14 protein-coding genes and 2 tRNA genes are annotated in these 20,082 nt (G+C 64.4%); all 16 read right to left on the bottom strand.

Annotated features, from left to right (window positions below):
- Positions 1-56 precede the first annotated feature (56 nt).
- A complete protein-coding gene (locus ASD34_RS26845; RefSeq protein ID WP_056584655.1) occupies positions 57-1,298 on the bottom strand; it encodes a tyrosine-type recombinase/integrase in 1,242 nt (413 codons plus the stop codon).
- A 402-nt stretch (positions 1,299-1,700) separates the two neighbouring features.
- Positions 1,701-1,776, bottom strand: a tRNA-Phe gene (locus tag ASD34_RS26840).
- An 18-nt stretch (positions 1,777-1,794) separates the two neighbouring features.
- On the bottom strand, positions 1,795-2,496 hold the full coding sequence (locus tag ASD34_RS26835) for a response regulator (RefSeq protein WP_056584653.1): 702 nt from the start codon (positions 2,494-2,496) through the stop codon (positions 1,795-1,797).
- A 75-nt stretch (positions 2,497-2,571) separates the two neighbouring features.
- Positions 2,572-4,902 carry a sensor histidine kinase gene (locus tag ASD34_RS26830; protein WP_056584650.1) on the bottom strand — a complete coding sequence of 777 codons (2,331 nt, stop codon included), beginning with the start codon at positions 4,900-4,902 and terminating at the stop codon, positions 2,572-2,574.
- Positions 4,899-5,543 carry a DUF4390 domain-containing protein gene (locus ASD34_RS26825; RefSeq protein WP_056584647.1) on the bottom strand — a complete coding sequence of 215 codons (645 nt, stop codon included), beginning with the start codon at positions 5,541-5,543 and terminating at the stop codon, positions 4,899-4,901. The genes ASD34_RS26830 and ASD34_RS26825 overlap by 4 nt, the downstream gene beginning before the upstream one ends.
- Positions 5,521-6,909 (bottom strand): 16S rRNA (cytosine(967)-C(5))-methyltransferase RsmB, encoded by a 1,389-nt coding sequence (gene rsmB / locus ASD34_RS26820; RefSeq protein ID WP_414929895.1) that lies wholly within the window; start codon positions 6,907-6,909, stop codon positions 5,521-5,523. Before rsmB ends, ASD34_RS26825 begins: the two co-directional genes overlap by 23 nt.
- A gap of 94 nt (positions 6,910-7,003) precedes the next feature.
- Entirely contained in the window at positions 7,004-7,603 is a 600-nt protein-coding gene (locus ASD34_RS26815) for a hypothetical protein (protein WP_056584644.1), read from the bottom strand.
- Between the two features lie 116 nt (positions 7,604-7,719).
- Positions 7,720-11,955 (bottom strand): DNA-directed RNA polymerase subunit beta', encoded by a 4,236-nt coding sequence (gene rpoC / locus ASD34_RS26810; RefSeq protein ID WP_056584641.1) that lies wholly within the window; start codon positions 11,953-11,955, stop codon positions 7,720-7,722.
- A gap of 21 nt (positions 11,956-11,976) precedes the next feature.
- Positions 11,977-16,101, bottom strand: coding sequence for a DNA-directed RNA polymerase subunit beta (gene rpoB / locus ASD34_RS26805; RefSeq protein ID WP_056584639.1), 4,125 nt, complete (start codon positions 16,099-16,101; stop codon positions 11,977-11,979).
- A 301-nt stretch (positions 16,102-16,402) separates the two neighbouring features.
- Entirely contained in the window at positions 16,403-16,777 is a 375-nt protein-coding gene (rplL, locus tag ASD34_RS26800) for a 50S ribosomal protein L7/L12 (protein ID WP_056584636.1), read from the bottom strand.
- 48 nt (positions 16,778-16,825) lie between these two features.
- Positions 16,826-17,365 (bottom strand): 50S ribosomal protein L10, encoded by a 540-nt coding sequence (rplJ, locus tag ASD34_RS26795; protein WP_056584633.1) that lies wholly within the window; start codon positions 17,363-17,365, stop codon positions 16,826-16,828.
- A 246-nt stretch (positions 17,366-17,611) separates the two neighbouring features.
- A complete protein-coding gene (rplA, locus tag ASD34_RS26790; protein WP_056584630.1) occupies positions 17,612-18,310 on the bottom strand; it encodes a 50S ribosomal protein L1 in 699 nt (232 codons plus the stop codon).
- Entirely contained in the window at positions 18,311-18,742 is a 432-nt protein-coding gene (gene rplK / locus ASD34_RS26785; RefSeq protein ID WP_056584627.1) for a 50S ribosomal protein L11, read from the bottom strand.
- A 141-nt stretch (positions 18,743-18,883) separates the two neighbouring features.
- A complete protein-coding gene (gene nusG / locus ASD34_RS26780) occupies positions 18,884-19,504 on the bottom strand; it encodes a transcription termination/antitermination protein NusG (protein ID WP_082549118.1) in 621 nt (206 codons plus the stop codon).
- Complete coding sequence (secE, locus tag ASD34_RS26775; protein WP_056584623.1) at positions 19,505-19,888, bottom strand: preprotein translocase subunit SecE; 384 nt, start codon at positions 19,886-19,888, stop codon at positions 19,505-19,507.
- A gap of 101 nt (positions 19,889-19,989) precedes the next feature.
- A tRNA-Trp gene (locus tag ASD34_RS26770) sits at positions 19,990-20,065 on the bottom strand.
- Positions 20,066-20,082 lie beyond the last annotated feature (17 nt).

Here is a 20,082-nt window from a genome sequence, read left to right as displayed (position 1 = left end):
CTGGCTCACTTTTACTTCGGCACTACCCGCAGAACTGGCTCAGTTTCCGGTCGGCGTCAACACCGCGCCGAATTTAAGCCGACGTCTGCAGGGCGGGGAAGGCCCTTGGCAAGGTGCGGCTCCTTCTCATTGGGCTCAGAGGCATGCAAAACTTTGACCACGTCGTCCGCCTTCACGTTGACGTATCGCTCGACCATGCTGTAGGTCTTATGACCCGTCAGCGCTTTTACCAAGAAGACGTTGCCGGTCTTCAGAGCCAATCGCGTCGCAGCCGTGTGGCGAAGGTCATGGAGGTGCATGTCCTTGATGCCCGCGCGCTCGCACGCGCGCCGCCAAGCGGCGCGCAAGGCCTCGTAGGAAATCCTCACAATGCGTTCTCGCGGCTTGCCCGGCTGCAAGCCATGCAGCGCCTGCAGCGCAGCAGGAGAAAGCGGAACCTCGCGTTTGTCCGTCTTGGTCTCGTACAACGTGATGACTTTGCGCTCCCAGTCGACGTGCTCCCAACGCGCGTTCTTTGGCTCAGAAGCACGCATGGCCGTCTCGCGCAGCAACACGTAGGCCGGTGCGACCACCCCATTGCGACAGTCTTCCAAGGCCGCATCCAGCCGTCGCTGCTCATCTTCGGACAGAACCCTTTCCCGAGCGTTGTCGACTTTTGGCATTTTCAGGTGCGTCGCCGGGTTGTCTCCGAGGTCGCTCCATTGCCAACCGATACGCGCGTAGTTGAACACCGTCCGGAGCAATGCCCTTTCCAGATGAACGCTCGCAGGCTTGAGGTTGTCAAGCCGCAAGGAATTGATGAAGCCCTGCACGTCATACCGCTGCACCTCGTTCATCTTCTTCGTCGCCAGCACAGCGCGGTGCTTGTCGCTGTCGGCGGTCTGGGTCATGAGGTTCTTGCGATGCCGGTGCAGCCCATTGGGGACGACGCGTTCGGCGGTGAAAGGCTGGAGCAACACCTTGAAGTAGGCGCCCGATTTTTCGTCTTCGCACACAGGACTCACCTGCAGCAGAGGGAGCCGGGCCGCGCGCAGGTACTTGTTGATGCGCCGAGCCTCCTGCTCAGCACCCTTCAAGAAAGGCAGGCGCTCGATGCCGTAGTCCTGCATGGCCTGGGCTACGGTGGTGTGCGCCGGACCGAGCCCTTTCGGGCGCCCGCCCCGCACCAACGTCGCCAACCGCCGGGCCGCTTCCGCGACTGCGTCCTTTTTCTTCTTGAACCCGGAAACATAAACGTCGTGGCCGTCCTGGCGCAGCCGCGCCGAGTACGTGTTCCCCTCCTTATAGGCCTCACTCATTGCACACCTCCACGGAGGCGACGACGTGAACCAGGCCAGAGGCCAACGAAAACGCCGCGATGACCGAGGTGGCCATGGCGGCAGAAGAATCGATGCTTGGATACACAACAAACTCCAAAAAAGTTACTGGAGTTGCGTGTAGGGAGGGGCTCGGCTCGCGCCGCGCTTTAAGTCCTCGCAGAAGACTTTAGGCGGCTCGCCTGGCCATGGACCGCTCGGAGGCCTCGCGCGCAATCGCTCGCAAGAACTTCCTCGGACACACCCGTCACAAGCCATTGACGCGCAATGGGTTCCCGGCGTGATTGCCAGAAACTGCGCCAGAAAAACAAAAAAGCGGCCTCTTTTGGGAGGCCGCTTTCTGTGTGCCTCTTGCTAACCTGTTGATTTGCAAGGGACGATGACTGGTGGCCTGGGGCGGAATCGAACCACCGACACGCGGATTTTCAATCCGCTGCTCTACCAACTGAGCTACCGGGCCTTGGTGTGCAGCCTCAAATTATACAGCGCTTCTGCGGCCCCGCGAAAGGTCCACGCCAAGTTGTTTGAGTTTTCTGTACAGGTGGGTGCGCTCAAGGCCGGTTTTCTCGGCCACGCGCGTCATTGATCCGTTTTCCATCGCCAGGTGGAATTCGAAATAGGCCTTCTCGAAACCGTCGCGCGCATCGCGCAGCGGGCGGTCGAGATCGAAGCTCTGAGTCGACTGCGGACCGGTGTCAGGCACCGGCACGGCGGCCAGCGACGCCATCAGCAAGCTGTCGCCCGTGGTCGTGATGGCGGCGGCCTGGTTGGCGCCCGTGGGCGGCGGCACCACGCCGGCGGCGGCGCGGCGTGCGTTCTCGCGCGCTAGGCCCTGCTCCACGGCCTTGAGCAGCTTCTGCAGCGTGATGGGTTTTTCCAGGAACGCGAAAGCGCCGATGCGCGTGGCGTCGACCGCGGTGTCGATGGTGGCGTGCCCGCTCATCATGATGACGGGCATGCTCAGCAGACCGGCTGTGGACCACTCCTTGAGCAGCGTGACGCCGTCGGTGTCCGGCATCCAGATGTCGAGCAGCACGAGGTCGGGCCGGGCGCGCTGTCGGGCCGCGCGGGCTTCGGCGGCGTTTTCCGCGAGCTCCACGTTGTGGCCTTCGTCATTGAGAATTTCGAAGAGCAGGTCCCTGATGCCCAGCTCGTCATCGACCACGAGAATGTTTGCCATGAGTGCTGCTTGTTGTATGCGCTGTGTGTATTGATCCGCTCCCGATCCAGCCGCGTGCGCTGGATTCGCCGGTACTCAGGCGGACGAAGACTTCGAATCTTCGGTGTGAGCGACCGCTGCTCGCGGTTCGCCTGCCAGCGCGAATGATAGCGAGACTTGCGCGCCGGCCACAGCCCCGTCCACGACACGGTTGGAAAGCTCGATGCGCGCACCGTGTTCGTCGGCGATCTTCTTGACGACGGCCAGCCCCAAACCGGTACCTTTTGTTTTCGTCGTGACGTAGGGTTCGAAGGCGCGCTTGAGAATGTTTTCGGCAAAGCCGGGCCCGCTGTCCTGCACGGTCAGGCGCACGCGCTGGCCCGAATCGCCCAGCCGCGTGCGGATGACGACCTCGCCCGGCTGGCCCGTGCCGCTGGCGGCGGCCTCGGCGGCGTCCTGTGCGTTCTGCAGCAGGTTGTGCACGACCTGGCGGATCTGCTGTTCGTCGCCGCGCACGGGCGGGCACCGCTCGTCGAGTTCCGAGCGCAGCGTGATCGGCAGGTTCTCGGCGTGGTACAGCTGCAGCACGTCGGCCAGCACCGCGTTGAGATCCACCGGCTTGAGGTCGGCCGCGGGGAGCCGCGCGTAATCGCGGAACTCGTTCACCAGCCGCTTCATCGCATCGACCTGGTCGACGATGGTCTTGACCGACTTCACCAGGATGGCCTGCTCCGGCGGCTCGACCTTGCCCGAAAGCTTCATCTCGAGCCGCTCGGCCGACAGCTGGATCGGCGTGAGCGGGTTCTTGATTTCATGCGCGAGCCGGCGTGCCACCTCGCCCCAGGCCTGCGCGCGCTGGGCCGAGACGATTTCCGAGATGTCGTCGAACACCAGCAGTCGCGCATCGCCCGGCAGCTCGGCGCCGCGCGCGACGATGTTGATGGCGTCGTCCTGCTGCGGCAGGTCGTTGCCGGTGGCGTGCAGCTCGAAGGCGTGCTGCCAGTGATCGAGCCCGTGCTGCATGCGCTCGACCAAGAATTCGTCGAACTGCTGCTGCACCTTGGCGCCGAAGTCGGCCAGCCCCGGCACGTCGACGAGCGCCTTGCCTTCATAGGCGGCGAGCGGCGCGCGCAGCACGCGGGTGGCGCCAGGGTTGGTGGACAGCACGGTGCCCTTGGCGTCGAGCACGATCACGCCCGAGGTCAGGTTGTCGAGGATGGTCTGCAGGTTGCCGCGGGCGGCGTCGAGCTGGTCCATGGTTTTTTCGACCGCACCGCGCGCGTCGGCCAGTTGCTGGGTCATGACGGCGAACGAGCGCGTGAGGCCGCCCAGCTCGTCCTTGCCTTGCAGCACGGCGGTGGGCCGCAGGTCGCCCGCGGCCACCTGGCGCACGCCGTCGGCCAGCACGAGCAGCGGGCGCGCCAACTGGTTGCCGAAGAGCACGGCCAGCAGCACCGCGCCGAACACGGCGAGGAACAGGCTCAGCGTGAGCGTGCCGATGTACATGCGGCGCAGCCCTTCGCGCGCGAGCGCCCGCTCCTGGTACTCGCGGTTGGCCTCCTGCACGGCCAGCGCGTTGGCGACCACGGCCGGAGGCAAGGGCCGCGTGACCTGCAGGTAACGCGGTGCCGTGTCGAAGTCGAAGCCTGGGCGCTGCACCATGGCCAGCGCGCGCACGCTGGCGGTCGGCGGTGTGGCACTGGGCAAGGCGGTTTCTTCCAGGCCCTCGATGTGCGCGACGGCGCGGTCGGGACGCACCTGGCGGAACTGCTGCACGGTCGGCCGCTCGGGGTTGAGCTGGAAGCGCGACGTCCCGGCGCTGGCCACCAACTGGCCCGAGCCGGTCCAGAGGATCACGTCGCTGGCTTCGAGCTGGTCGCGGATGCGCTCCAGCAGCAGGCCCGCGCTCGCGTCGGGCACTTGCGCCAGTTGAGCACTGGCGGTGCGGGTTTTCGCGGCGAGATCGTCGGAGAGCGAATCGAGCGTGGCACGGCCCAGGTTCAAGCCGGCATCGAGCGCGCCTTCGACCTTGACGTCGAACCAGCTCTCGATCGAGCGCGCGACGAACTGGTAGGACACCACATAGACCAGCGCCCCCGGCACTACACCCACGAGCGCGAAGATGGCCGCGAGCTTGATCAGCAGCCGGCTGCCAAACTTGCCCTGGCGCAATCGCCGCAGCAGCCGGAATGCGACCCAGCCGATCACCAGCACCAGCAGCACGGCCACCACCACGTTGATGCCGAACAGGCGCACGTAGTAGCGCTCGTACAGCGCACGGTTGTTGGTGGCCTGGGCCAGCAGGAAGATCAGCACCAGGCCGATGGCCGTGACCATGGCGGCGCCGACGCCCACGGCCCAGCGCAGGGCGCGCGAGCGGCGGGCGGCGGGCGTGGCCGCGGCGCCGCTGCGCGGCTTGCTGCTCACCGCTGCTTCTCCAGCGGCAGCCGGGCGGTGCGCTCGGCGGCGATGTTCCATTCGGCCTGCCCGACCATGCCGATCTGAAAGGGACGCGGCAATTGCGAGGTGTCGAGCCGGAAGCGGAAGGTGACCTGGTGCAGCGGCTCGTCGCCGATCTCCGCGGCATCGCCCAGGCGCATCCGGCCGATGCGCTTGATGGCTTCCAGCGCGTCGCCGAGGCTGTCGAAATTCTGGTTCAGCGAGATGCCGAAGCCGGCGGCGCCGGTGATCGGCACCGGCGACACATTGAGTCGCCAGCGGCGCGTGAGGGGCTGGTAGGCCAGCCGCATGTGGCGCGCCACCTGGGCGACCTTGCGGTCGGTCCAATACCAGCGCTCCTGAAAGACCTCGGCCTCGGCCACGAAGTAGATGGCGATGCCCTTGTCGAGCACGTCCTCCACCAAAGTAGGCAGCTCGAACTGCACGGCCGCGCTGAGGTACACGCCGTCGTCGGCCTGCTCCAGGCGCACCTGGGTGATGGTGGCACCGCCGGCGCGGGCCTGGGCGATGGCTGCGGCCGGGAACAGGGACATCCACAGGGCCCAGACCAGCCACAGGCCGGCCCGCAGGATCGACCGGCGGCCGTCAGTGCGGCGCGGGTTTTTCAAGCAGGGCGTAGAAGAAGCCGTCGTGGTCACCAGAGGGATTGTCCGGGACGCCACGGGCATTCGCCCCACTTTGCGGCAGCAAGTGTCCCGGGGACGGCAGCAATCGGGCGTCGGTGTTGCGTACAAGAAACGCATCAATTTGTTGCGAGCCTTCTTCGCGGAACACGGAACAGGTGCAGTAAAGCAGCCGGCCGCCGGGCCGCACGAGCGGCCAGAGCGCGGCCAGCAGCATGGCCTGCTGGGTCGCCAACTGGGCCGTGTCGCTCTCGCGGCGCAGCCAGCGCACGTCGGGATGGCGCCGCACGATGCCCGAGGCGGTGCACGGCGCGTCCAGCAGGATGGCGTCGAACAGCACGCCGTCCCACCAGTCGGCGGGGCGACCGGCATCGGCCACCACCACCTGGGCCTTCAGGCCGAGGCGGGCGAGCGTCTCGTCGATGCGGCGGCTGCGCACGGCGTCGACCTCCAACGCCGTCACCTCGATGGCGCCAGGGCGGGCCCGTTCGATCAGGTGCGCGGTCTTGCCGCCCGGGGCGGCACAGGCGTCCAGCACGCGCAGCGGCGCGGCACCCGGCTTCGTTGGCAACAGGCCGTCGAGCAGCAAGGGCGCGGCCAGTTGCGCGGCGGCGTCCTGCACGGAGCAGGCGCCGTCGGCGAAACCGGGGAGCTGCTGCACGGGGCGAGCCCTCGTCAGTTGCAAGCCATCGGCGCCGACGCGCGTGGCGCCGAGGCCCACGGCTTCGAGTTCCAGCAGGTACGCGGCCGGCGTCGACTGCAGCGCGTTGACGCGCAACGTCATCGGCGCCTGCGCGTTGTCGGCCGACAGCACGCGCTGCCAGTCGCGCGGATGGTCGCGCTTGAGGCGTTCGATCCACCAGCGTGGGTGGTTCCACTGCGCGACCGGTTCGGTGTCGGTGGCGGCCACAAGCTCGTCGCGTTCGCGCAGGAATCGGCGCAGGCAGGCGTTGATGAAGCTGGCCTGCGCCCGCGTCGCCGGGTTGCGTTTGGCTGCCTCCACGGCTTGGTCGACCAGCGTGAAGGGCTCGTAGGGCGCGTGGTCGCTGTGCCAGGCCAGCGCGAGCGCGGTGCACAGCAAGGCGTCGGGCAACGGCGGTGGCGTGCGCTTGGCCAGGTGGCGGCGCAGCGCTTCGGCGCGGCCGAGCCAGCGCAGCACCTGGAAGCCCAGGGCCTGCACGCCGGGCCGCAGCGCAGGCTCGACGGCCTCGAACGCAACGGTGCCCGAGGTGCCGGCGCGAATCGACGCCAGCGCCCCTGCGGTCAGTTGCAGTTGGCGCCAGAGTGGCGGTTGTTGCGGCACCGAGGCGGCGCTGCCCGAAGAGGGGTCGGAAGAGAGATCTGCTGGCAAGTTGGAGCCGATGGTAACGGGCGAGAAAGACAGCACGCCGCGCGGTGGAAAGGGAAACGAAGGCGGTGCTTGCCTGTCGTGAAATAGGAGCAGGTCAAAGCAGCGGGGCCGCGGACCGCAGTCGCACGATCCAGGCCACCAGCAGCGCGGGGAACTGGGCGATGCCTGCGTTGTACTGCGCCACGGCCTGGTTGAACTGGCCGCGCGCGATTTCCGCCGCCGCTGACGGCTCGGGCCATGCGATGGGCGCGGCCGGATCGGACACCCCTCCCATGCCAGGCATGAGCGGCGCAGGACGCGACAGCGTGCCATCCGCGTCAAACACGGTGACCGCGCCCGGATACTGCCGCCGCCATGCGGCAATGAGCACCTGCAGCGCGGTGGCCAGCGCGGCCATGCTGCCGGGGTCGAGCGGGCGCACCCGCGTCGCGCCGAGCAGGGTCGCGAGCTGTGTCGTGGCGGCCTGCAGCGGCGCCACGGTGGGCGCGCCTTCAGGCGGCGACTCGGGCCGCGGCGCGGCGGTGATGCTGGCCTGGACGAAGTCGAGTTGCTTGCGCAGCGCCACGTCGAGCACGGCGTAGGCCTGGAGCACGGCGGCGCGCAAGCGCACAAGCCGGTTGTAGGCGCCCACGAACCAGAACAGCAGCAACGCGGCAACGAACCAGCCAACCAGCGAATCGGGCAGGACGCTCATCGGAAACAGAACCTCTTGGTCATCGGTCGGAGCCGTGCAATCACAAAGAAAAACGCCCCCCGACCGGAGCGGTCGGAGGGCGTGGGCAAACCGGTCATGCCGGTGATGCTAACCAGTTATTCGGTCGCGGCGCCTTCGTTGGCGTCCACCGTGCTGGTCGTCGCATCGCTCTCGCCGGAGCCGGCCAGATCGGCTGCTTCCGACTCGGCGATGGCGCGGCGCTCGGCCTCGTCCATGGCGTCCTTGACCTTGCGGGCCTGGTGGTACGCCATGCCGGTGCCTGCGGGAATCAGGCGGCCGACGATGACGTTTTCCTTCAGACCGCGCAGCTCGTCGCGTTTGCCCATGATCGCGGCTTCGGTCAGCACGCGCGTCGTTTCCTGGAACGAAGCCGCCGAGATGAACGAGTCGGTCGACAGCGACGCCTTCGTGATACCCAGCAGCAGGTTGGTGAACGTTGCGGGGATCTTGCCTTCGGCGCGCAGGGCGTCGTTGGTGTTGAGCATTTCGCTGCGCTCGACCTGTTCGCCGGAGATGTAGCTCGTGTCGCCGATGTTGTCGACCACGACGCGGCGCAGCATCTGGCGAACGATCACCTCGATGTGCTTGTCGTTGATCTTCACACCCTGCAAACGGTACACGTCCTGCACTTCGTCCACGATGTAGCGCGCGAGCTCTTCCGAGCCCAGCAGGCGCAGGATGTCCTGCGGATCTGCCGGACCGTCGACCACGCTTTCGCCCTTGTTCACCACCTGGCCTTCGTGCACCAGGATGTTCTTTTCCTTCGGCACGAGGTCTTCGTAGACGCCGCCTTCGGGATCGGTGATCTGCAGGCGGATCTTGCCCTTGGTCTCTTTACCGAACGACACGGTACCGGTCATTTCGGCCAGCATGCCCTTGTCCTTCGGCGAACGGGCTTCGAACAGCTCGGCCACGCGCGGCAGACCGCCGGTGATGTCTCGGGTCTTCTGACCTTCGACCGGGATGCGTGCCAGCACTTCGCCGGGGCCCACGTCCTGGCCGTCGCGGATCTGCACCAGGGCGCCGATCGGGAAGCCGATCGTCACCGAGTGGTCGGTGCCGGGGATCTTCACCTCGAGGCCCTGGGCGTCGATCAGCTTGACCTGCGGACGCACGACCTTGGCAGCGCCGCGGCGCTTCGGGTCGATCACGACCAGGGTCGACAGGCCGGTCACTTCGTCCACCTGCTTGGCGACCGTCAGGCCTTCCTCGACGTTCTCGAACTGAGCCTTGCCGGCGAACTCGGTAATGATCGGGCGGGTCAGCGGATCCCAGTTGGCCAGGATCGTGCCGGCCTTGATCTGCTGGTCGGCTTTGACCGTCAACGTGGCGCCGTACGGCACCTTGTGACGCTCGCGCTCACGGCCGTGCTCGTCATGGATGACGATCTCGCCCGAACGCGAAATCACGACCAGTTCGCCCTTGCTGTTGGTCACGTAGCGCATCGTGGCGTTGAAGCCGATCGAGCCGTTCGACTTGGCTTCCACGCTCGAAGCGATGGCCGCGCGCGATGCCGCACCACCGATGTGGAAGGTACGCATCGTCAGCTGCGTGCCGGGTTCGCCGATGGACTGCGCCGCGATCACACCGACGGCTTCGCCGATGTTGATCAGGCCGCCGCGGCCCAGGTCACGGCCGTAGCAGGTCGCGCAGATGCCGAACCGCGTTTCGCAGGTCAGCGCGGTGCGGACCTTGACTTCGTCGACGCCCTGGGCTTCCAGGACTTCGATGTTGTCTTCGTCGAACATCTCGCCGGCCTTGAGCAGCACCGAACGGTTTTCCGGGTGCAGCACGTCGTCCGCAGCCGAGCGGCCCAGGATTCGGTCACGCAGCGACTCGATCACTTCACCGCCTTCGACGATGGCGCGCATCAGGTAACCGCCGTGCGTGCCGCAGTCCTGCTCGGTGACCACCAGGTCTTGCGTCACGTCGACCAGACGACGGGTCAGGTAACCCGAGTTCGCCGTCTTCAGCGCCGTGTCGGCCAGACCCTTACGGGCACCGTGGGTGGAGATGAAGTACTCCAGCACGTTCAGGCCTTCGCGGAAGTTCGCGGTAATGGGCGTCTCGATGATCGAGCCGTCCGGCTTGGCCATCAGGCCCCGCATACCGGCCACCTGGCGAATCTGCGCTGCGGAACCGCGGGCGCCGGAGTCGGCCATCATGTAGATGGAGTTGAACGACTCCTGCTCGACTTCCTTGCCGTGGCGGTCGATGACCTTCTGCTTCGAGAGCTTGGCCATCATGACCTTCGACACTTCGTCGCCGGCCTTGCCCCAGATGTCCACCACCTTGTTGTAGCGCTCGCCGGAGGTCACGAGACCGGAGACGTACTGCTGTTCGATCTCCTTCACTTCCTTGGCCGAGCGCTCGATGATGCCGTGCTTCTCAGCGGGCACCAGCATGTCGTCGATCGCGATCGAGATGCCGGCCTTGGTCGCCAGGCGGAAGCCGTTTTGCAGCAGCTTGTCGGCGAACACGACGGTCTCTTTCAGGCCGCACTTGCGGAACGAGACGTTGATGAGCTTGGAGATTTCCTTCTTCTTCAGCGCCTTGTTGATGTTCGAGAACGGCAGGCCCTTCGGCAGGATCTCGGACAGCAGCGCACGGCCCACGGTGGTGTCCACGAGCGAGGTCGACGGCGTGAACACGCCGGTTTCCTTGTCCTTGGTGTACTCCGTGATACGCACTGCCACCTTGGCGGTGAGTTCGACTTCGTTGGCGTCCAGCGCGCGCTGCACTTCGCCGATGTCGGAGAAGATCAGGCCCTCGCCCTTGCCGTTGATGCGGTCGCGGGTCGTGTAGTACAGACCCAGCACCACGTCCTGCGAAGGAACGATCGACGGTTCGCCCGAAGCCGGGAACAGCACGTTGTTGGAGGCCAGCATCAGCGTGCGGGCTTCCATCTGCGCTTCCACCGACAGCGGCACGTGAACGGCCATCTGGTCGCCGTCGAAGTCGGCGTTGAATGCCGCGCAAACCAGCGGGTGCAGCTGGATCGCCTTGCCTTCGATCAGGATCGGCTCGAACGCCTGGATGCCCAAACGGTGCAGCGTAGGCGCACGGTTCAGCATGACCGGGTGTTCCTTGATCACTTCTTCCAGGATGTCCCAGACCACCGGCGTGCCCGATTCGACTTCCTTCTTGGCAGCCTTGATCGTGGTCGCGATGCCCATGGCTTCGAGGCGCGAGAAGATGAAGGGCTTGAACAGTTCGAGCGCCATCAGCTTGGGCAGGCCGCACTGGTGCAGCTTGAGCGTCGGGCCCACCACGATGACCGAACGGCCCGAGTAGTCCACGCGCTTGCCCAGCAAGTTTTGGCGGAAACGACCGCTCTTGCCCTTGATCATGTCGGCCAGCGACTTCAGTGCACGCTTGTTGGCGCCCGTCATGGCCTTGCCACGGCGGCCGTTGTCCAGCAGCGAGTCGACAGCCTCTTGCAGCATCCGCTTTTCGTTGCGCGCGATGATTTCCGGAGCCTTCAGCTCCAGCAGGCGGCGCAGACGCGAGTTGCGGTTGATGACGCGGCGGTACAGGTCATTCAGGTCGGAGGTCGCAAAGCGGCCACCGTCCAGCGGCACCAGCGGACGCAGGTCCGGCGGCAGCACGGGCAGCACTTCGAGCACCATCCAGTTGGGCTTGATGCCCGACTTGCGGAAGGCCTCGAGCACCTTCAGGCGCTTGGAGTTCTTCTTGACCTTGACTTCGGAGCCGGTCAGGTCGCCGCGCAGGCGTTCGATCTCGCTGTCGAGTTCGATGCCTTCGAGCAGGTCCTTGATGCCTTCGGCGCCCATCTTGGCGATGAACTCGTCACCGTATTCCTTGCGCTTGGCGTCGTAGTCGTCCTCGGACATGATGCCGAACTTCTTCAGCGGGGTCATGCCGGGGTCGGTGATCACGTAGGCTTCGAAGTACAGCACGCGTTCGATGTCGCGCAGCGTCATGTCGAGCACGAGGCCCAGGCGCGACGGCAGCGACTTCAGGAACCAGATGTGGGCGCAGGGCGCGGCCAGGTCGATGTGACCCATGCGCTCGCGACGCACCTTGGTCTGCGTGACTTCAACGCCGCACTTCTCGCAGATCACGCCGCGGTGCTTCAGGCGCTTGTACTTGCCGCACAGGCACTCGTAGTCCTTGATGGGGCCGAAGATCTTGGCGCAGAACAGACCGTCGCGCTCGGGCTTGAACGTGCGGTAGTTGATCGTCTCAGGCTTCTTCACCTCGCCGAAAGACCACGAACGGATCTTCTCGGGCGAAGCCATGCCGATCTTGATGGCATCGAAATGCTCATCGGGCGTGAATTGCTTGAACAGGTCGAGTAGCGATTTCATAAGACTCTTTCCCTTTTCAACTTAGGAACGCTCGAGCTCGATGTCGAGACCCAGCGAACGAATTTCCTTGACCAGCACGTTGAACGATTCCGGCATGCCGGCTTCGATCGAGTGTTCGCCCTTGACGATGCTTTCGTACACCTTGGTACGGCCTTGCACGTCGTCGGACTTCACGGTCAGCATTTCCTGCAGGACGTAGGCGGCGCCGTAAGCTTCCAGCGCCCACACTTCCATTTCACCGAAACGCTGGCCGCCGAACTGCGCCTTGCCGCCCAGCGGTTGCTGCGTGACGAGCGAGTACGGACCGGTCGAACGGGCGTGCATCTTGTCGTCCACCAGGTGGTGCAGCTTCAAGAAGTGCATGTAGCCGACGGTGACGGGACGCTCGAACTGGTCACCGGTGCGGCCGTCGTACAGGTACGCCTGCGTACGCGTCTCGGTCAGGCCCTTGAGCTTGGCGATGTCGTCCGGGTAGGCGAGCTTCAGCATGCCGCGGATTTCTTCTTCCGAGGCGCCGTCGAACACCGGCGTCGCGAAGGTCGCGCCGCTTTGCAGGTTGGCCGCCATGGCGAGCAGTTCGGTGTCGCTCAACTGGTCGAGCTCTTCCTTGCGGCCCGAGCCGTTGTACAGCTGCTCCATGAACTTGCGCAGCTCGGCCACCTTGGCCTCTTGCTGCAGCAGGTCACCGATGCGCTGGCCGATGCCCTTGCCGGCCCAGCCCAGATGCACTTCGAGCACCTGGCCCACGTTCATCCGCGAGGGCACGCCCAGCGGATTCAGGCAGATGTCGCACGGCGTGCCGTCGGCCATGTGGGGCATGTCTTCGACCGGAACGATCTTGGACACCACACCCTTGTTGCCGTGACGGCCGGCCATCTTGTCGCCGGGTTGCAGGCGGCGCTTGACGGCCAGGTAGACCTTGACCATTTTGAGCACGCCCGCGGGCAGCTCGTCGCCCTGCGTGAGCTTCTTGCGCTTTTCTTCGAATGCGAGGTCGAAGCTGTGGCGCGTCTGCTCGAGCGAGTTCTTGATCGACTCGAGCTGCGAGGCCACGTCGTCTTCCGCCGGGCGGATGTCGAACCAGTGGAACTTCTCGACCGACGAGAGGTAGGCCTTGTCGAGCTTGGTGCCCTTGGCCAGCTTGTTCGGGCCGCCGTTGGCGACCTTGCCGGTCAAGAGCTTCTCGATACGGTCGAACGCGTCAGCCTCGACGATGCGCAGCTGGTCGTTCAGGTCGAGGCGGAAGCGCTTGAGTTCATCGTCGATGATCTGCTGGGCGCGCTTGTCGCGCTGGATGCCTTCGCGTGTGAACACCTGCACGTCGATCACGGTGCCTTGCGAGCCCTGGTCCACACGCAGCGAGGTGTCCTTCACGTCGGAAGCCTTCTCGCCGAAGATGGCGCGAAGCAGCTTCTCTTCCGGCGTCAGCGTGGTCTCGCCCTTCGGCGTGACCTTGCCCACCAGCGTGTCGCCCGGCTGCACTTCGGCGCCGACATAAATGATGCCGGATTCGTCGAGGCGGTTGAGCTGCTGCTCGGCCAGGTTCGGGATGTCGCGCGTGATTTCTTCGGCGCCCAGCTTCGTGTCGCGGGCCATCACCACCAGTTCCTCGATGTGGATCGAGGTGTAGCGGTCTTCGGCAACGACGCGTTCGGAGATCAGGATCGAGTCTTCGAAGTTGTAGCCGTTCCAGGGCATGAACGCGATCAGCATGTTCTGGCCGAGGGCCAGTTCGCCGAGGTCGGTCGATGCGCCGTCAGCCACCACGTCGCCCTTGGCGATCTTGTCGCCGCGCTTGACGATGGGGCGCTGGTGGATGTTGGTGTTCTGGTTCGAACGCTGATACTTGATCAGGTTGTAGATGTCCACACCGACTTCACCGGCCGCCGCTTCGGCGTCGTTCACGCGCACCACGACACGGGTCGCATCGACGTAGTCGACGATACCGCCGCGGGTGGCCGTGACCACGGTACCCGAGTCGACCGCGGAGACGCGCTCGATGCCGGTACCGACCATCGGCTTTTCGGGACGCAGCACAGGCACGGCCTGACGCTGCATGTTGGCGCCCATCAACGCGCGGTTCGCATCGTCGTGCTCCAGGAACGGCACGAGCGAGGCAGCCACCGACACGATCTGCGCGGGCGACACGTCCATGTACTGGATGCGCTCGGCACCCACCAGGATCGATTCGCCGGCTTCACGCGCCGAGACCAGGTCGCCGGTCAGCTTGCCGTCCTTGTCCAGGACCGCGTTGGCCTGGGCGATGACGTACTTGCCTTCTTCGATGGCCGACAGGTAGTCGATGTCCATCGTGACCTTGCTGTCGACCACGCGGCGGTACGGCGTCTCGATGAAGCCATATTCGTTCAGGCGGGCGTACAGGGCCAGCGAGTTGATCAGGCCGATGTTCGGGCCTTCAGGCGTTTCGATCGGGCACACGCGGCCGTAGTGGGTCACGTGCACGTCGCGCACTTCGAAGCCTGCACGTTCACGCGTCAGACCGCCCGGGCCAAGGGCCGACACGCGGCGCTTGTGGGTGATTTCGGACAGCGGGTTCGTCTGGTCCATGAACTGCGACAGCTGCGACGCACCGAAGAATTCCTTCAGCGCGGCCGAGATCGGCTTGCTGTTGATCAGGTCGTGCGGCATCAGCGGCTCTTGCTCAGCCTGACCCAGACGTTCCTTCACGGCCTTCTCGATACGTGCCAGGCCGGTGCGGTACTGGTTTTCGGCCAGTTCGCCGACGCAACGCACGCGGCGGTTGCCCAGGTGGTCGATGTCGTCGACTTCGCCGTTGCCGTTGCGCAGGTCCACGAGGATCTTGACCACGGCCAGGATGTCTTCGTTGGTCAGCACCATCGGGCCGGTCGATTCGTCGCGGCCGACCTTGGCGTTGAACTTCATGCGGCCCACGCGCGACAGGTCGTACGTGTCCGGGTTGTAGAACAGGCGCTGGAACAGGGCCTGCACGGCGTCTTCCGTCGGCGGCTCGCCGGGGCGCATCATGCGGTAGATGGCTACGCGCGCGGCGAACTCGTCGACGGTTTCGTCGATGCGCAGCGTCTGCGAGATGTACGCGCCCTGGTCCAGTTCGTTCGTGTAGATGACCTGGATGTCCTGCACGCCAGCCGTGCGCAGCTTCTTGAGCAGCGCTTCGGTCAGCTCGTCGTTGGCCTTGGCCAGGATTTCGCCGGAGTCGGCGTCGACGATGTTGCGGGCGATGACGCGGCCGACCAGGAAGTCTTCCGGCACGCTGATGTGCGTGGTGCCGCCCTGCTCGAGCTCACGCGTGTGGCGCGCGGTGACGCGCTTGTCCTTGGCGACCACGACCTTGCCCGACTTGTCGGTGATGTCGAAGCGCGCGACTTCGCCGCGCAGGCGCTCGGAGACGAACTCCATCTGCGCGCCGCTGTCCATCAGGCGGAAGTTGTCGTTCACGAAGAAGTTCGCGAGGATCGATTCCGGGTTCAGGCCGATGGCCTTCAGCAGGATCGTGACCGGCATCTTGCGGCGACGGTCCACGCGGAAGTACAGCATGTCCTTCGGGTCGAACTCGAAGTCGAGCCACGAACCGCGGTAAGGAATGACGCGGGCCGAGAACAGCAGCTTGCCCGAGCTGTGCGTCTTGCCCTTGTCGTGTTCGAAGAACACGCCGGGCGAACGGTGCAGCTGCGAGACGATCACACGCTCGGTGCCGTTGATGATGAACGAACCCTTGTCGGTCATGAGCGGCACTTCGCCCATGTAGACCTCTTGTTCCTTCACTTCCTTGACCACCTTCGACTGCGACGTCGACGACTCGCGGTCATAGATGATGAGCTGCACCTTGGCGCGCACGGCCGAGGCGAAGGTCAGACCACGGGTCTGGCACTCACGCACATCGAACGCCGGCTTCGCCAGGTTGTACTCGAGGAACTTCATCTCGACGAAACCGTTGTGCGAGACGATCGGGAAGGCAGCGTCGAATGCGGCCTGCAGGCCTTCGACGGTACGGTTCTTGGGGGCGATGCCGGCTTGCAGGAACGCGGTGTACGCGTCTTTCTGCATCTGCAGCAGGTAAGGGATTTCGACGACGCTGTCGCGGTTACCGAAACTTTTTCGGATGCGCTTGCGTTCGGTGTAACTGTACGCGGACGATTGGGCCATGAGAGCTCCGGTGCTTGAGATCTTCAGCGACTTGTCAGCGGTGCCGGGCGAACGGCATCACTGCTTGGCGGCTGGCCACTACCAGCCGTTGGCGGACGGCGATGCATTGCACATCGCCCGAACCAAGGGGTCTTCTGCAGTCGGGTTCAGAAGACACTCAAAAATCGTCTTGGCTTTTGCTTTTCCGCAGGCCTTGGGGCCTTCGGGAAAACCGGAACCAAGCCGGCTTTTGGGTGCGCTCTGAAAGCGGCAAAGGCTGGAGGGCCTTTTCAGGCACCTCCAGCCCTCTAGGGGGTCTGAATTACTTCAGTTCCACCTTGGCGCCGGCATCTTCCAGCTTCTTCTTGGCGGCTTCAGCGTCAGCCTTCGACAGGCCTTCCTTGACAGCCTTGGGAGCGGCTTCCACCAGATCCTTGGCTTCCTTGAGGCCCAGGCCGGTGATTTCGCGCACGGCCTTGATCGCCGACACCTTGTTCGCGCCAGCATCCATCAGCATGACGTTGAATTCGGTTTGCTCTTCAGCGGCTGCAGCCACGGCGCCACCGCCGGCAGCAGGTGCCGACATGGCTGCGGCGCTCACGCCGAACTTCTCTTCGATGGCTTTCACCAGGTCGTTGAGTTCCAGGACCGTCATGCTGTCGAGCGCGGTCAGAAATGCGTCTTTATCGAATGCCATTTTTGTTTCCTAACAATTGGGTTGAATATTCAAAAAACGAGGGCGCGCTCAGGCGGCCTGCGCTTCTTCTGCCGGTGCATCGGCGACAGGTGCAGCTTCGCCACCACCGCGCTTCTCGGCCAGCGCCGCGAGCACGCGGGCGGTACGAGAGATCGGGGATTGCATCAAGCCCAGCAATTGCGCCAGCAGCACTTCCTTGGAAGGGATGTTGGCCAGTTGCTTCACGCCTTCGACGTCCAGGGCCTTGCCACCGAATGCGCCGCCGCGAATCACCAACTTGTCGTTGGTCTTCGCGAAATTGGCCACCACCTTAGCGGCAGCCACAGCGTCTTCGGAGAAGCCATAGATCAACGGACCGGTCATCTGGTCGCCGACGATCTCAAACGGGCTGCCAGCGACAGCACGGCGAGCCAGCGTGTTCTTCAGAACACTCAGGGTCACGCCGTTGCTGCGCGCTTCGCTGCGCAGTTTGGTCATATCGGCCACCGTGATGCCACGGTATTCCGCCATCACGAGCGTTTGAGCTTTTGCGGCGAGGCTGGTCACATCACTGATGACCGCTTCTTTCTCACTGCGATTCAGACTCAAGGTCTACTCCTTTTAATGCGACCTTCGGCCGGGGCCTCGGATCGCGCTTCATGCAGCGACCAACTGTTTCGGAACAAAAATCAAATTCCTTGCAGTGGGGTCGCCATCTGCGCTGGATACCGGAAGGATCGATCCGGCCATTAAGTGCAGCGCCCTGCACACCAGCGGTCTTGGATGGCCCGCGGCAACCGAAGCTGCCACGACCCACCACATCTGCCCTCTCCTTGCGGGATCGGGCAAATCTCTTTAGCTCGCCGAGATGGTTTGCGTGTCCACGCGGACACCCAGACCCATGGTCGACGAGACAGCCACCTTGCGCAGGTACACACCCTTGCTGGTCGCGGGCTTGGCCTTGACCAGTGCGTCGATCAGCGCAGCGAGGTTGCCTTGCAGCTTGTCGTTGTCGAACGAGCGACGGCCGATCGTGCCGTGGATGATGCCGGCCTTGTCGACGCGGAACTGGACCTGGCCAGCCTTGGCGTTCTTGACAGCGGTTGCGACGTCAGGCGTCACGGTGCCCACCTTGGGGTTGGGCATCAGGCCGCGCGGGCCAAGGATCTGACCGAGCGTACCGACGACGCGCATGGCATCGGGGGCAGCGATCACGACGTCGAAAGGCATGTCGCCCGCCTTGACCATTGCAGCCAGGTCGTCCATGCCGACGATGTCGGCGCCGGCGGCCTTGGCTTCTTCAGCCTTGGCGCCTTGGGCGAACACAGCAACGCGCTTGGTCTTGCCGGTGCCGTTGGGCAGCACGACAGCACCGCGAACCACCTGGTCCGACTTCTTCGCGTCGATGCCGAGTTGCACAGCCACGTCGATCGATTCGTCGAACTTGGCGGTAGCGGCATCCTTGACGATGACGATGGCGTCAGCCAGGGGGTACAGCTTGTTGCTGTCGACCTTGCCTTCGAGCGACTTTTGCTTCTTGGTGATCTTGGACATTTACACGCCCTCCACATTCACGCCCATCGAGCGGGCCGAGCCGGCGATGGTGCGGACTGCTGCGTCGAGGTCGGCGGCAGTCAGGTCCTTCATCTTGGCCTTGGCAATTTCTTCGAGCTGAGCGCGCGTGATCTTGCCGACCTTGTCGGTGTGCGGACGGGCCGAGCCCTTGTCCAGCTTGATGGCCTTCTTGATCAAGGTGATCGCCGGGGGCGTCTTGATGATGAAGGTGAAGCTCTTGTCAGCGAACGCGGTGATGACCACCGGCAGCGGCAGACCCGGCTCAACGCCTTGGGTTTGCGCGTTGAACGCCTTGCAGAACTCCATGATGTTCAAACCACGCTGGCCCAGTGCAGGACCGATGGGTGGTGACGGGTTGGCCTTACCAGCTGGCACTTGCAGCTTGATGAAGCCGACGATTTTTTTCGCCATGCTTTGCTCCTTGCGGGTGATATCGCCTTGGCTTTCGCCGCGGCTCCCCGGGGTTAAACGACTCTTCGATCAAGACTGCGCGCCGAGTCGGACAACGCGCAGCCGGAAACTGGCAGGCCCGCCCAAAGGCAGGCCAGGGGATCAGGTCTTCTCGACCTGACCGAACTCAAGCTCCACAGGGGTGGCGCGGCCGAAAATCATGACCGACACGCTGACCTTGCTCTTTTCGTAGTTGACGTCTTCCACCGTGCCGTTGAAGTCGGTGAACGGACCTTCCTTGACGCGCACGAATTCACCCACGGTGAACTCGACCTTGTGACGCGGCTTCTCGGTGCCCTGCTGCATCTGGTTGACGATGTCCTCGACTTCCTTCTGCGAAATCGGGGCCGGGCGGTTCTTGGCGCCGCCCACGAAACCCGTCACCTTGTTGGTGTGCTTCACCAGGTGCCAGCTCTCGTCGTCCATGATCATTTCGACCAGCACGTATCCCGGAAAGAAGCGACGCTCGGTGGTGCGCTTCTGGCCGTTCTTGATTTCGACCACTTCTTCGGTCGGAACCAGGATGCGGCCGAACTTGTCCTGCATGCCGGCGCGGGTGATGCGCTCGGTGATGTTGCGCTCGACAGCCTTCTCCATGCCCGAATAGGCATGGACCACATACCAACGCAGATCGGGGTTGGCTGCGGGGGTCAGGAGAGGGTTTTGCCCCTCTTCCGGCGTGCTCGGCGTGGTTTCAACTGCATTCACTGGATCAGCGGTCATTTATTTTCTCCAGCCCAGAATGAGGTCAAAGAACACCCATTCGAGCGTCTTGTCGGTGAGCCAGAGGAAGACGGACATGATCGCCACGAAGGCAAACACATAGGCCGTCATCTGCATCGATTCCTTGCGGGTCGGCCACACGACCTTCTTGACCTCGCGCCACGAGTCACGACCGAAAGCCCACAGCTGACGGCCGTTCTCGGAGCTGCCGAAGGCACCCACAGCCGCGGCCAGGCCGACCAGCAGGGCAGCCCATTGCACCAGCGAGCCTTGGCGCGACAGCAGGTAGAACGCGACGATCGCACCCACCGCCAGCACCACCGCCACAGCCAGCTTGGCTTTGTCGGCACCCGTGCTCACGGTTTCGATTTGAGAAGTGGCCATGTCGGCTGATTTCCTGTGGCCTTGCGGCCTTCAATTCAATGCGTCCCTTGAGACGCCGAAGCCCACCGGATCGCGATGGGCTTGTCGGGGTGCCACCTAGGTGGCAGGGGCAGTAGGAATCGAACCTACAACCTTCGGTTTTGGAGACCGACGCTCTGCCAATTGAGCTATACCCCTCCGGTACTCTTTACGCT

Source organism: Variovorax sp. Root473 (genome assembly GCF_001426505.1).
GTDB lineage: Bacteria > Pseudomonadota > Gammaproteobacteria > Burkholderiales > Burkholderiaceae_C > Variovorax.
Note: the sequence above shows the minus strand (reverse complement) of the source record. Positions and strands in the feature narration are given on the sequence as shown.

Excerpts from the sequence above, each read along its gene's own strand:
- ASD34_RS26845 (WP_056584655.1), bottom strand. The coding sequence starts at position 1,298 with ATGAGTGAGGCCTATAAGGAGGGGAACACGTACTCGGCGCGGCTGCGC.
- ASD34_RS26835 (WP_056584653.1), bottom strand. The coding sequence starts at position 2,496 with ATGGCAAACATTCTCGTGGTCGATGACGAGCTGGGCATCAGGGACCTG.
- ASD34_RS26815 (WP_056584644.1), bottom strand. The coding sequence starts at position 7,603 with ATGAGCGTCCTGCCCGATTCGCTGGTTGGCTGGTTCGTTGCCGCGTTG.
- rpoC (WP_056584641.1), bottom strand. The coding sequence starts at position 11,955 with ATGAAATCGCTACTCGACCTGTTCAAGCAATTCACGCCCGATGAGCAT.
- rpoB (WP_056584639.1), bottom strand. The coding sequence starts at position 16,101 with ATGGCCCAATCGTCCGCGTACAGTTACACCGAACGCAAGCGCATCCGA.
- rplL (WP_056584636.1), bottom strand. The coding sequence starts at position 16,777 with ATGGCATTCGATAAAGACGCATTTCTGACCGCGCTCGACAGCATGACG.
- rplA (WP_056584630.1), bottom strand. The coding sequence starts at position 18,310 with ATGTCCAAGATCACCAAGAAGCAAAAGTCGCTCGAAGGCAAGGTCGAC.
- rplK (WP_056584627.1), bottom strand. The coding sequence starts at position 18,742 with ATGGCGAAAAAAATCGTCGGCTTCATCAAGCTGCAAGTGCCAGCTGGT.
- nusG (WP_082549118.1), bottom strand. The coding sequence starts at position 19,504 with ATGACCGCTGATCCAGTGAATGCAGTTGAAACCACGCCGAGCACGCCG.
- secE (WP_056584623.1), bottom strand. The coding sequence starts at position 19,888 with ATGGCCACTTCTCAAATCGAAACCGTGAGCACGGGTGCCGACAAAGCC.